At 54.8% G+C, this 13,443-nt stretch carries 11 protein-coding genes; 9 read left to right on the forward strand and 2 right to left on the reverse strand.

Annotation, left to right across the window (positions count from 1 at the left end; all coding sequences use genetic code 11):
• Positions 1-95: 95 nt before the first annotated feature.
• The 4 genes from PSH59_RS00785 (at position 96) to PSH59_RS00800 (ending at position 4,877) form a co-directional block, all read left to right on the forward strand.
• Positions 96-3,809 (forward strand): hemagglutinin repeat-containing protein, encoded by a 3,714-nt coding sequence (locus tag PSH59_RS00785; RefSeq protein ID WP_305394058.1) that lies wholly within the window; start codon positions 96-98, stop codon positions 3,807-3,809.
• On the forward strand, positions 3,796-4,014 hold the full coding sequence (locus PSH59_RS00790) for a hypothetical protein (RefSeq protein ID WP_137220436.1): 219 nt from the start codon (positions 3,796-3,798) through the stop codon (positions 4,012-4,014). The genes PSH59_RS00785 and PSH59_RS00790 overlap by 14 nt, the downstream gene beginning before the upstream one ends.
• Before the next feature lie 156 nt (positions 4,015-4,170).
• On the forward strand, positions 4,171-4,569 hold the full coding sequence (locus tag PSH59_RS00795) for a hypothetical protein (RefSeq protein ID WP_305394059.1): 399 nt from the start codon (positions 4,171-4,173) through the stop codon (positions 4,567-4,569).
• Positions 4,570-4,646: 77 nt separating this feature from the next.
• The gene (locus PSH59_RS00800; protein WP_167656017.1) at positions 4,647-4,877 is read left to right on the forward strand and encodes a hypothetical protein; all 231 of its coding nucleotides are present in this window, start codon (positions 4,647-4,649) and stop codon (positions 4,875-4,877) included.
• 463 nt (positions 4,878-5,340) lie between these two features.
• On the opposite strand, the gene PSH59_RS00805 is transcribed toward PSH59_RS00800, so the two are convergent.
• Positions 5,341-5,598 (reverse strand): hypothetical protein, encoded by a 258-nt coding sequence (locus PSH59_RS00805; RefSeq protein ID WP_032883635.1) that lies wholly within the window; start codon positions 5,596-5,598, stop codon positions 5,341-5,343.
• 402 nt (positions 5,599-6,000) lie between these two features.
• Between PSH59_RS00805 and PSH59_RS00810 the strand changes: the two genes are divergently transcribed.
• From PSH59_RS00810 to PSH59_RS00820, 3 genes are all read left to right on the forward strand, one after another.
• Positions 6,001-10,212, forward strand: coding sequence for a hemagglutinin repeat-containing protein (locus PSH59_RS00810; protein ID WP_305394060.1), 4,212 nt, complete (start codon positions 6,001-6,003; stop codon positions 10,210-10,212).
• Positions 10,209-10,691: a hypothetical protein gene (locus tag PSH59_RS00815; protein ID WP_305394061.1), complete on the forward strand. Its 483-nt coding sequence runs from the start codon at positions 10,209-10,211 to the stop codon at positions 10,689-10,691. The genes PSH59_RS00810 and PSH59_RS00815 overlap by 4 nt, the downstream gene beginning before the upstream one ends.
• A gap of 326 nt (positions 10,692-11,017) precedes the next feature.
• Entirely contained in the window at positions 11,018-11,356 is a 339-nt protein-coding gene (locus PSH59_RS00820; protein ID WP_305394062.1) for an RDD family protein, read from the forward strand.
• A 33-nt stretch (positions 11,357-11,389) separates the two neighbouring features.
• On the opposite strand, the gene PSH59_RS00825 is transcribed toward PSH59_RS00820, so the two are convergent.
• Entirely contained in the window at positions 11,390-11,647 is a 258-nt protein-coding gene (locus tag PSH59_RS00825) for a hypothetical protein (protein WP_145336111.1), read from the reverse strand.
• Positions 11,648-12,155: 508 nt separating this feature from the next.
• On the opposite strand from PSH59_RS00825, the gene PSH59_RS00830 reads away from it, so the two are divergent.
• Together PSH59_RS00830 and PSH59_RS00835 are read left to right on the forward strand one after the other, a co-directional pair.
• A complete protein-coding gene (locus PSH59_RS00830; RefSeq protein WP_305395259.1) occupies positions 12,156-12,548 on the forward strand; it encodes a DUF2846 domain-containing protein in 393 nt (130 codons plus the stop codon).
• 77 nt (positions 12,549-12,625) lie between these two features.
• Positions 12,626-13,318: a hypothetical protein gene (locus PSH59_RS00835; protein ID WP_305394063.1), complete on the forward strand. Its 693-nt coding sequence runs from the start codon at positions 12,626-12,628 to the stop codon at positions 13,316-13,318.
• Positions 13,319-13,443 lie beyond the last annotated feature (125 nt).

A 13,443-nucleotide genomic window follows, 5' to 3' on the forward strand; every position in this document is an offset into this window, starting at 1 on the left:
CCACCCGCGACCTCAACGCCATCGCGGCAGCCAACGAGCAACACTCCACGGGCAACACGAAAAAGGTCAAGAGCATCGAAGACCACGTGCAGCAAGTGTCCAGCGTGATCAAGGGCGGCGGCGACGTCACCCTGAGCGCCGGGCAGAACCTGCAGATGGTCGCCAGCCAGGTCAATGCCGGCAACGAGGCCTACCTGGTCTCCGGCAAAAACCTCGACCTCAAGTCCGCTGAAAACCAGGACTACAGCTTCTACAGCAAGACCAAGAAAACCTCCCAGGGCAAAAAATTCCGCCTGGATGAAACTGACGTCGTGAACAACGTTGGCAGCCTGGTCAGTGCGGGGACGAACAGCACCGTCGTCGCCGGTGCAGACCTGCTGCTGGCTGGCAGTGCCGTCACTGCTGAAAAAGGCGCCACGCAACTGGTGGCCGGCCAAGACGTGAACATCCTCGCCGTCAGCAACGCCGACAGCGCCCGTCACGAACGCAAGGAAAGCAAAAGCAGCTGGGGCGGCCTCAAGTCGAGCAAAGTCCAGGACAAAGTCGACGAAAAACGCACCACCGCCATGGGCAGCATGGTCTCCGGCGAAACCGTCACGGTCGCCGCCAAACGCGATGCCACGGTCACCGGCTCGTCCCTGGTCAGCACCGGCGACCTCGCCGTCCAGGCAGGCCGTGACCTGACCATCGACGCGGCGCAGAACACCTTCGCCCGCACCGACATGCACAAGGAGAAGAACCGCGACCTCACTGGCGTACTGACCGGCAACAAGCTCGGTCTGGACGACATGACCGGCAACCAGAAGCTGTACATAAACAGCTCGAAGCACAACGGCACGGCCAATGAAATGACCTTGACCGGCAGCACCATTGGCTCGAGTGCGGGCAATGTGTCGTTGACGGCGGGGCGTGAGTTGAAGGTGGTGGCCAGTGATCTGGTGAGCACCAAGAACATGGAGTTGAGCGGGGCGAATGTCACTGTTACTTCGGGGATGGAGACGGCCAGTCAGACCAGTAAGGACAGTTCCAAAAGTCTGGCAGTAGGCCGAGTGGTTGCGGGCTCCGTCGTCGATACCGCCAAGAGCATTCGCGACGCAGCCGAGGCGGCGCGCAGCTCCGACGACCCGCGTCTCAAGGCCGTGAAGATCGCCCAGGCGGCGCTGTCGATGTACAACCTCAATAACCAGATGGGCGAGCTCGCCAAGCAAAGTACCGGCTTCAAGGACAAAACCGGTGGCTCCGCCGGCAACGGTTCGTTCATCAAGATCGGCACCGAACTGGCCAACACCCGCACCAAAAGCAGCAGCGAATACACGGCGCAGACCGCTCACCAGAGCAACCTCAACGCCGGGGGCAAACTGTCGATCATCGCTGCGGGCGATGCGCCGGGCACTGTGGGTGACTTGACGATTACCGGCAGTACGTTGAAAGCCGACAGCACGTTGCTGTCCGCGAAAAACAACATCCTGATGCAAAGCGCACAGAACACCACTGACCGTAAAAACGATGGCTCGCGCAACAGGACCGCTATCGGTGCCAGCTTCAACATAGGCGAGCAAAACGGTTTCACCATCGACCTCGGTGCACAAACCGCCAAGAACCTTGGCTCGGGTGGCTCGGTTACCCAGGTCAACACCACGTTGGACACCGGCTCGCTGGTGCTGCGCAGCGGCCAGGACACCAGCCTGATCGGGGCGCAGGTACGCGCTGAGCGTATCGATGCCAACATCGGCGGCAACCTCAACATCCTGTCGCGCCAAGACACCGAAACGTCCAAGAGCAAGCAGAACAGCGCAGGCTTCGGTGCGAGCATTTGCATTCCGCCGATCTGTTATGGCTCCCCAGTCACCGCGTCCGCGAACTTGGCGGCGTCGAAGATGAACAGCGATTATCAGGCGGTCACCGACCAGAGCGGTTTCTTCGCCGGCAAGGGCGGCTATACCATCGACGTGGCCAAAACCACCACACTGAAAGGCGCGGTGATTGCCAGCGAGGCTACGGCCGATAGGAACCTGCTGCTCACCGATCGGTTGCTGGTCAGTGACATCAAGAACAAGAGCGAGATCGAGAGCAAGTCGGCGGGCATGAGCGTCTCTGGTTCCTACAGCAGCGGCGCGAGCACCCTCACGCCGGGTGCCTTGTATGGAATGTCGCTGAACGATTCGGACCACAGTTATACGCGTAGCGCGGTGAGTGAAGGCACGATCGTGGTGCGCAACCCTGAAGGCGCGGGTGACCTGGTCGGCCTGAACCGCGACACCGCCAACGCCAACCAGCGTCTCGACAAGCCTGATGAAAAGGCCATGCAGGAACGCATGGACCTGATCAAAAGCTCGATGGAGCTGACCAAGGGCATTGGCGACGCGATTGCTGCCGCGAAGATCAGGGACGCCGAAGACCCCACCACTGAGGCTGGCAAAGCCACGCGGCAGAAGCTAATTGAAGACGGCATCGCTAACCCGACTGCCGAACAAGTCAGCCAGCGTGCTCAGAAGGACTATGGCTTAGGGAGCAGCTTCCAGAGGGCCAGCCAAGCCGTCACCGCCATTGTTCAAGCGGTCATGGGTGGCAATGTTGGCGGTGCGTTGGCAGGTGCCGCGGCGCCGTACCTGGCACAGGAGATCAAGAAAAAAACTGAAGGCGACCCTTACGCCAACCTGATGGCTCACGCAGTGCTTGGCGCGATGGTGGCGCAAGCGCAAGGAAATTCGGCGCTGGCAGGGGGCACCGGCGCTGCGATGGGTGAGTTGATTGCCCGTCAACTTTATCCGGGCACCGCAACAAGTGACCTGACGCAAGCGCAAAAGGAAACGGTTTCCGCCTTGTCGACCTTGGCTGCGGGGGTGGGCGGAGGGCTCACTGGCGGTGATATGCTCGGTGCCTCCGCTGGCGCTCAGGCAGGACGTAATGCGGTGGAGAATAACTGGCTGAGTGAGACAGAAGCCCGCGCACTTGATAGAGAACTATCGGCCTGCAAAAACGTTAAAGGCGACTGCGGTCTAGTATTAAAAAAATATATTGAAATCAGTAATGAAAACAGTAAAAAAATGATGGGTCGTTGCATTGGCGGTGGTTTAACGTGTGTCCTACGGGAAGAGGAAATTCAGGCAAGCACCAATGCTGCGAGAGATGCCGACCCGTCACAGTTCCGCCTGAGTGAAAAATTGAAAAATCCCGAGGCTGTCGCACTGGTAAATTACCTCAATGGCTCGGACCTTAAATTTTTGAAGGAAAATATTACTGACACAGACCGAGTCATGTCAGTTGTCATCGATCCGCTCTCTTGGCCGGTAATGGTGATGGGCGGAAGTTCAATCCTTACTAACGCTTTGACCAAAGGTAAAGAGCAATTGATAGCGGTGGGCGCTTCCGCAGGTATTGGTGCAGCTATCCAATATGGAACGACAGGAAAAGTGACACTGTCGGACGTGATTGGCTCTGGGGTAGTCGGCGCGATCACAGCTGGCAAAGGTTACAATCCGACGGTTACTTGGAATGCAACGGGTGGTTATTATCAAGCGGAAATGAAAGGGGAAGACCCATTTATGGGAGCTTTGTTAAGTAAGGCGGGCGCTTCTGTGGGGTTTGCCGTTGGTAATACGATCAAGGCGCCTCTTGATAAGCTGCTTAACCCGGTGTCGAAGCAGTATGAGTGGATGCCGACTGGAATATGGACTATCAGCAGGCCGGCATCGCAAAGTTCCGTTCCCTCCATATTTGGTAATCTGGGCGACTCTGTATCGTCAGGATTTTTCAATAGTGGAGCTGATTTCTATTTGAAGAAAAGAGACAACAATGAAAAAGAATGAACCTTGGTGGGTTGCTATTTATCTTCCTTGTGCCTGTGCGTTCGGTCTGTTGTTTATGTGTGTGTTCTTTCAGATTGCCGGGTATTGGTTGAGTGGTGGCGAGGACTTTATTGTGCTTATAAAAGAAAATACGCCGCTTTATTTAAAAATGGCTGGGGTTGGCTTTGTTCTAGGTTTTGTTCTGTGGTTTTTTAATATTCGTTGACTTTTAATTTAATAAAGGTGGCTGAGTTTTTGTATAAAAGGGTGCATGAAAGGGGGCGGATTTATTTAAACGTGACGCTAGTCGGTAGTCGATTAATAAATCTGTCCCCTTTAATTCCACTTGTGAAAGTAGTGCCAAAAAAGGAGGGTTGTAATCGTGAGCGACTCAGCTTCAATTATATCGGATGTGGCAATTGATGAAGATGCGTTTGCTGATTTTATCCACTCTATAGGCGGAGTCGTTAGTATCGGAAAACGTAATCGTGGAATATTGAATTGGGACGAGGCCACTTTGTATATTTCATTACTCAATTCCGAAAAATTCATGAATTTTTATGATTCGCAAGATATTCTCGATTGGGAAAATTTGTTGGGTGCCCCTCCTAAGACAATGATCGAAATGCAGTTGGGTCATTCGAAAGGCTCGATGGAGATGTATTTATGGTTGGCGTACGAGTTTGGCAAGAAATGGAATTGTGTTGTAGATGACGTTAATGCGGTGACGCTTAACTACTCCGAAGTCTGTGACAGGTACACAAGGTCGAGTATGAAATAGGAGAAAATAGGGGTCAGACCACGATTATTGCACCAATGTATATTGGTGGTCTGACCCCTATTTCTCGGGGGGCAGCAATGAGCATGGAAGACATAGTGGCTGACAGACTTGGAAGAGTAGTTGCTGATGGATTTGATATTTTTAAAATATCAAAAGAGGCACTTGATATTTACCAAGATCCAAAACTTTCTCTCACAAAAGCTTTAGATGTTGCGTTGTTGTCACTAATGGCAATGGTCGAAGGGCCAGAGTTTGAGATGACAGAAAAAGAATTTTATGATTTTTTATCTGATATTCGACAGATGTAGTTTTCATATACCCAACTTGATCAAGCGGTAATTCCGTGGGCGCAAAAGGCAATAGCCTTTACAATGAGGCGGTCGATGCGAGCAAGTAAACTTATAAATACCCTGCTGCTGATAGTTTCATTGTTGGCGGTGGTGTGTGGGGTGAGTACGTTTTTCGGCATGATGGTCGCCATAGTGGTTGGTATACTGCTTCGCACAGATTCGAACTGGGTGTTCATCTGGATTGGATTTCCCTTGTCAGCAATATTTGCTGTGTGCTGGATAGTTGCACGGTGGGATTATGTGAAATCTTTTATATCCGGGCGTGGTGGGTGGTAGAGCGGGTAATCGAGGTCAGATAACGTTTGTTTGAGTGTCTATGGAATTGAGCTTGCAATATTACGATCTTTAAAAATTAGTTTTATTTTTATCTATTTGAAATTTTTTAAATAAGGCGGTTATGAAAATAACCGCCCATTTTTATTTATGAAATTTGTGAATTCAACTTCCGCCCAATCACATCCAGCAAATCACACCCATCCCGCAGCGGAATAGCCAGCAACAGCGCAAAGTCGTGAAGCACAATCGCATCACTGCTGATCTCTTCCCGAAATGCGAGGTTCTCCAAAAATTGAGTTACCGCACGAATGCGATACGCGGCGGCATCATAGAGAACATCTAGGGGCGCTTGTGTGTCGATCACCAGCGCGGGGATGGTTGAGTCATGGCCCGTAAGCGGCATGTATCTATTCATAGGTAAAACCTCGGTCGATGTAATGAAAGCTGTCACCTATCGTCGCCAAACGAATGGGTGACAGCTGTACGCAGGTTGGCGAACCGGGACCGAGTTCCGGCAGACCCGAAGGTCTCCCGCGCACAGCTGCCATAAAGCAGCGATGCGGGTACGGAAACCCCTGCAAGCAAGCAGAAAGCTTTCGCATACGGTCAACGGATCGCCAAATCCGATCGCCCTTTTGGACGACCGGCGGACTATAAGTCCTCAGCGTAAAAACACGCAAGGCATCAAAAGGCCAACGTCGCCCTTCGAGCCGGCGCCAACCTCAACGCCATCGCGGCAGCCAACGAGCAACACTCCACGGGCAACACGAAAAAGGTCAAGAGCATCGAAGACCACGTGCAGCAAGTGTCCAGCGTGATCAAGGGCGGCGGCGACGTCACCCTGAGCGCCGGGCAGAACCTGCAGATGGTCGCCAGCCAGGTCAATGCCGGCAACGAGGCCTACCTGGTCTCCGGCAAAAACCTCGACCTCAAGTCCGCTGAAAACCAGGACTACAGCTTCTACAGCAAGACCAAGAAAACCTCCCAAGGCAAAAAATTCCGCCTGGATGAAACCGACGTGGTGAACAACGTCGGCAGCCTCGTCAGCGCCGGCAAAAACAGCACCGTCGTGGCCGGTGAAAACCTGCTGCTGGCCGGCAGCGCCGTCACCGCCGAAAAAGGCGCCACCCAACTGGCGGCCGGCCAGGACCTGAGCATCCTCGCCGTCAGCAACGCCGACAGCGCCCGTCACGAACGCAAGGAAAGCAAAAGCAGCTGGGGCGGCCTCAAGTCGAGCAAAGTCCAGGACAAAGTCGACGAAAAACGCACCACCGCCATGGGCAGCATGGTCTCCGGCGAAACCGTCACGGTCGCCGCCAAACGCGATGCCACGGTCACCGGCTCGTCCCTGGTCAGCACCGGCGACCTCGCCGTCCAGGCAGGCCGTGACCTGACCATCGACGCGGCGCAGAACACCTTCGCCCGCACCGACATGCACAAGGAAAAAAATCGCGACCTCACCGGCGTGCTGACCGGCAACAAGCTCGGTTTGGACGACATGACCGGCAACCAGAAGCTGTACATCAACAGCTCGAAGCACAACGGCACGGCCAATGAAATGACCTTGACCGGCAGCACCATTGGTTCGAGTGCGGGCAATGTGTCGTTGACGGCGGGGCGTGAGTTGAAGGTGGTGGCCAGTGATCTGGTGAGCACCAAGAACATGGAGTTGAGCGGGGCGAATGTCACCGTTACTTCGGGGATGGAGACGGCCAGTCAGACCAGTAAGGACAGTTCCAAGAGCTTGGCGGTTGGGCGGGTGATTGCGGGCTCGGTGGTGGATACCGCCACCAGTATGCGCGACGCCGTCAAAGCGGCCCGCAGTGCTGATGACCCACGCCTCAAGGCAGTCAAAATCGCCCAGGCAGCCCTCGCCGCCTACAACCTGAATGGCCAGGCTTCAGACGCCAATGCGCAAAGCTCCGGCTTCAAAAACAAAACCGGCGGCACGCCCGGCAACGGTTCGCTGATCAAGATCGGCACTGAACTGGCCAATAACCGCAGCAAGAACAGCAGCGAATACAACAGTGCCACCGCCAAGCAGAGCACGCTCAACGCAGGGCAAGACTTGTCGATCGTTGCCACGGGCGCAGCGGCGGGTACTCAGGGTGATATCCAGATCACCGGCAGCCGCTTGAAAGCCGCCAACACCTTGTTGTTAGCCAAAAACGATGTGCTGATGCAAAGCGCACAAAACACCACCGACCGCAAAAACGAAGGGTCGAAAAATAAAACCGCCATTGGCGCCAGCTTCAATATTGGCGAGCAAAACGGCTTCACCCTCGACCTCGGAGCGCAGGGTGCCAAGAACAATGGCAACGGTAACTCCGTCACTCAGGTCAATAGCACCCTCGATACAGGCAGCCTGTTGTTACAAAGCGGTGGCGATACCACTCTCAAAGGCGCCCAGGTTCGTGCGAACCGTATCAAGGCCGATATTGGCGGAAACCTTAATATCATCTCCCTACAGGACACCGAGTCGTCGCGCAGCAAACAGAGCAGCGCAGGCTTCGGCGCGAGTATCTGCGTCCCGCCGTTCTGCTACGGCTCTACCGTAGCGGGCTCGGCGAACCTTGCCGCCGCGAATATGAACAGCGACTACAAGGGCGTGACCGACCAGAGCGGTTTGTATGCGGGCACGGGCGGCTACGACATCAATGTCGGCAAGAACACCACCCTGCAAGGCGCGGTGATTGCCAGTGAGGCGTCAGCTGATAAGAACCGGCTAAGCACTGACCGCCTGATCGTCAGCGACATCAAGAATGTCAGCGAAATCAAAAGTCAGTCTGCCGGTATTTCGATGTCTTCCAGCAGTACCAGTGGTGCGTCGATGGGCGGCAGCATCCCGATAGCACTCAAGGAGAAAGACCATAGCTACACCCGTAGCGCGGTCAGCGAAGGCACGATTGTGGTTCGCAGTGCCGAAGGTGCCAACGACCTGGTGGGGTTGAATCGCGACACCGCCAATGCCAATCAGAAGCTCGACCGGCCCGATGAAAAGGCCATGCAAGAGTGTATTGACCTGATCCAGAGCTCGGCGCAGTTGGCCAGTGGGTTGATCAGTGCGGTGGGCAAGGCGAAGGCGGACGAGGCGAAAGCACTGGCCGATAAAGCCAAAACCCAGACCGAAGCCGGTTCGCCGGATGCCGCCGGAACGGTACTCGCAGCAAATGCCGCTTATGCCGAAGCCAAGCGCTGGCATGTCGGTGGCGACAAAAAGTTAATGGCCGACATTGCTACCGGTTTGATCGCGGCAGGGCTGGGTGGCGCACCTGTGGGAACGACGGTGGGAATTGTCGCCAACACAGCCTCCAGCGATATCTTCAACAAAATTGGTGATTACGCCCACTCACGCGCGACTGATCCGAAGGCTGATGCGGCCACTCGGGCGGCTTGGGCTGAAGGCGGTGCGGCGCGTGTGATGTTGCATGCGTTGGCAGGCGCGGCTATGGGGCTGTCCAGTGGCAGTGTGCAGAGCGGCGCGTTGGGCGCGGGGGCTTCTGCGGCCTTGACGCCTATTGTCACGGATGCGCTGAAAAACACCATTGTTGAGCGGCAGAACCGAGACGCCATCTCCGTGCTGATCGCTACAGGCATCGGCGCTGGCGCGGGCTCGGGTGCTGGCCTGTCCGGGGCTGCAGTCGGAGGGAACAGTGCGGCCAAAGTCGAAATGTTCAACCGTCAGATGCACCCTGCGGAAGTTATGGCGCTGAAGACACAAGTCAATGCGTTGGCGGCGGAGGCCCGGATCACTACGGCCGAGGCTGAGCAGCGCTTGGCCAGAGGGCTTGTGTACTACGTTGATGCGACTTGGAACAAAGTCGTTGGCGCTCATCAGGATCAGCCGGATCCACTCACACTCAAATATCTGGGGATCGCGCTAGCGCCCTTAGGGGATAGCTACAGCAAGCGTGTTGATATGGGTGACGTACCGGTTATTGCCGGTGCGAAAAAGACTTACACGCCTGATGAAACTGTTCGTTTACTTCAGGACTATCGCGTCAATAATTCCGGCAGCTACAACAAATCTGAGATCAACGAAGAGTACCTAGTCGGCAAGTTGGATCCCGTCGTGAACCACCAACACGACTTTTATCAGAAAAACCTTGGTTATAACTCGTCGCTTGGCGCTCTGCTGGAGGGCGCAGGAACAGGAATTCCCCAGGGATTGGGTGAGGGGGCAGCGAATACGGCTCGTGGGGTCTGGGCGCTTGGCACGGGCCTTGTTACCGACTTCCCCGGTGTCAGCTCGCGAATGGCCAATGGGTTAGTCGCTTTCGTATCTGGGCGTGGACCAGAGGCTGATATCCACGACGAAGCGCAGGGTTTCCTGTATCTGCTCCAAGGCGATGAAGTCGCCAGGGCCAGGTTGGCGGCAAAGAGTTCTGCTGAGTTTGCGTTGGCGATGATTCCTGCAGGCAGAGCAGGTGCGGTAGGTAAAGCAGTAGAGCTTGCGGCGGATGCGAAAGGGCCTGCTACGACTCTACTGTCCGGTGAAACAAAACTAGTAGGCAGCAGTGCGCCAGCGGCGAACGATGCCAGTTTCATGGGGCCGTTTGTTCCTCAACTTAGTCGGTATGAAGATAGAATCAAACTGACACCAATCAACGGAGGCTCGTGGTCAGGACTTAGAGGTGAGTCGAATTTTGTATTCGATAATCCAGAGTTAAAAACGATCTTGCCTGATGGCATTTCATACAAGAATGGCTATCCGGACTTTTCTCCAGTTGCAGTTCAAGAGATAAGACTTCCGGGTTTGATCACTACCAATAGGGATTCTAATTTTCGCGCAGCTAACAAAATGTTAGCGAGTCAACTGGGCATTAAAGAAGCTGATGTAGTCCGGTTTGTTAGAGAGCAGAAATATACGTGGCATGAGGTTGAAGATATGCGAACACTGCAGTTGGTGCCCTCGTTTATTCATACTGGCAAGGTTGGTCCGATGGGTTTTGGTGTAAAATATGGCCATCTCGGCGGAATCGCTGAGAGAAGTTTGCTGGAGGCGCTTAAGAAATGACTGGTATATCAGATAGAGATTTTGGCGAGCTGCATTTTGACGAAGCTTGGACAGGATTATGTGAGGTGTTTATTTTTGGACGTTTGTGTGAGGTTGAACTCATTGTCCAAACTTTTGATGGGGACTCTATCTCTGATATTCAGAGGCTTGCGTTTCGAGAGTTTGATTCAAATAAAGCTTCCATCTCTTTGGCTGTAGAAAAGGCGATCTTTAACTATTACCTATGTAGAATTGAGGAGTACCGAGAGGGCTTTGATGCTGATGAGGTTGATATCAAAGCCCCCAAAGTCCATGCAATTGATGGGATGCGGGATTTGGTTTCTCTGAGGTGTATTAAAGTGATGTCTCCCTTTGATGCAGGAGTGCGTCAAATTGGTTTCATTTTTGATGCGAATTTTGATCCCCAGCTTGGCTTGGGGGTTCTAGTTACTAATGGATCCGTGGAGACCGTCGATACGCAGGATATCTTGCTAGGTTGATTACGATTGGATGAAGGGGGCGGATTTATTTCGGTGTAGCGGTGATCGGTAAGCTATTAAATAAATCTGTCTCCGCTAATGAGTAACTCTGTATTGTCAGGGTTTTTCAATGGTGGAGCTGATTTCTATTTGAAGAAGAAGGCAGCGATGAAAAAAAATGAAACTTGGTGGGTCGCTATTTATCTTCCTTGTGCCTGCGCGTTCGATCTGTTGTTTATGTGTGTGTTGTTTCAGATTGCCGGATATCGGCTGCACAAAACTGGGACCTTGCCAGCCCGTTCAGGCGGCTGTTCAGCTATTTCATCGATATATCCGTGGTGTTTTTCTTGCTGTTTTTGAGCCGCAACCTGAACTACGCCTATGTGTATTTGCACTCGGTGACAGGCCCGATGTTTTTAAATGGCCTCCACTATGTGCTGTTATTTCTGGCCTTCGGGTACTACTTGTTTTGCGATGCCTTGCCCAATGGCCAGAGCCTGGGCAAGCGGGTGTGCCGCACGGCCGTGGTGGGTTACCCGTACCCCACGAACTGCACGTTGTTCCAGTCGTTCCTGCGCAATGTTCCGAAGATGGTGTTCAGTGTGCTGGACGGTCTTTTTGTACTGTTCGGCCTGCGTCGTCGCCTGGGCGATATGTTGGCCAGGACGATCGTCATCAATACCTGAGCAGGGCGGCCTGGACGGGCCGCCCGGTTTAACTCAGGACGGGTTGGCGTTCAGCCTGCGACTGATCACATCCAACAAATCGCAGCCGTCACGCAGCGGAATCGCCAGCAGATGGGCGAAGTCCTGCAGCACCACAGCGTCGCTGCTGAGTTGATCGCGGAAGGCCAGGTTTTCCAGCAATTGGGTGACGGCTTGGATGCGGTGCACGGCGGCGTCGTGGAGGACGTCGAGGGGCGCCTGGGTGTCGATGAGCAGGGCGGGGACGGTGCAGTCGTGGCCGGTCAGGGGCATGTAACGGTTCATAATTGGCACTCTGTTAAGTGGTTGAGGCCACCACTCAATCGTCGCCAAACGAATGGGTGGCAGCTGTACGCAGGTTGGCGAACCGGCAACAGAGTAAACCGGCAGACCCGTAGGTCTCCCGCGCACAGCCGCCATAAAAGGCACGGCTTTACGGGTGCAAAAACACCTGCATTAAAGCGGATTGCTTTTGCACTCTGTTGTCAGGTCGCCAAACCTGATCGCCATTTGGACGACGGCCGGACTATAAGCCCCTCACCCAAAATCGCGCAAGGCAGCAGAGTAGTGGCACAATGCCTCATGTAATGCCATCCACTGCCGACACACTGGCGATTCCCAGACGCATCAAAAATCTGAACCGGCTTTCGCCGGCGTTTTCGAAACCGCCCCACCGCTACCCACAAGGAAGAAATACATGATCAAGTTGTTCTGCAAAGCCGCTGTCGTCCTGTCCCTGGCCACGCTGTTTGGCTGTTCTTCGACACCGTCTGTGGAGAAGATGCAGGCTGACGTGGCGAGCTATTCGCTGCCCAAGGCTGCTGTGGCCGATAAGGGCCTGGTGTACGTCGTACGCCCTAGCAATGTTGGGATGCTGGTACGGTTCAACGTGTTCCTGGATGACAAGGAAGCTGACTCGGAGATGGGTTACAACCGCGGTAACCAGTACATCTACTTTTTCGTGACGCCTGGCAAGCACGTGATCAGTTCCAAGGCTGAAAACTGGGCGGACATGCCAATCGACGTCAAGGCGGGTGAAGTGGTTTACCTCAAGCAGGAAGTCGAAATGGGCTTCGCCGTGGCGCGCAACAGCCTCAAAGTACTGAGCGATCTGGAAGGCCGTTATCTGGTCAAGGATGCGTCCTTGGGCACCATTGCCAAAGAAAGCAAATGAGTTAACGCGTTGGTTGCCGGCCGGGCCCGAGGCTCTGCCAGCAGTCGCTGTTCAACTGCAAACATTGAAGGACTGATGTGAAAAACCTCCTCTTCATCCTCCTCACCACCCTCATTCTCGGCGGTTGCGTCAGCCAGCCCCTGACGCCCGAGCACCGTGCACAGGTCAAAACGGTCAAAGTGCTGCCCGTAAAATGGCAAAAAAACATGGTCTACATGGGCCGTGAACAAGCCTGGGGCGCGGCGCTGGGTGCCGGGCTGGGTGCAGGCGTCGGCATGGCCAGCGGCGCGTCCAGGCTGGGCACGGCGGCGTTGAGCGGCGCGGGGTTTGCCGCGGGCCTTAAGGTGGGGCAACTGGCCGAGATGTCGACGCCAGCGGCGATCCTCACGGTGATGGATGCCGAACATATCGACTTGGGCGTGTTGCTCAAGCAGGCCTTTGTCGACGCCTTGGTCAAAACCTCATCCCTCAAGGTCGTGGGTGACGATGAACCGGCCGATGCGCAGATTGAACTCACGGTAGGCGAGTGGGGCTTTCGCCTGACCCAGGGTTTCAGCAGCGTGGTGTATCCGACCCTCACTGTGGTGGCGCGCATGGACCGCGGCGACGAGATGCTCTGGCGCACAGCGGAGACGATCACGCCGTTCAATGGTCAGAATGTGTACGGCTACACGCCGCTCACCTACCGCACCGACCCCGAGGCATTGCGCCGCGCCCTTACGGGTATTACGCAGATTTCCAGTGGGTATCTGGTCAAAGAACTCAAATAAGCTCGCAAGTGCGTTAATGCTGAGGGCCTTTAGCGTCTCTGCGCTCAGGCCCCGCTGCTGACGCTTGGGTATGAGGTAGACCAGGCCGCAGTGACTGCATTCAGCAGATACCGCCTTTCTGCCGA

Source organism: Pseudomonas sp. FP2309 (genome assembly GCF_030687575.1).
In the GTDB taxonomy this organism is placed as follows: Bacteria; Pseudomonadota; Gammaproteobacteria; order Pseudomonadales; family Pseudomonadaceae; genus Aquipseudomonas.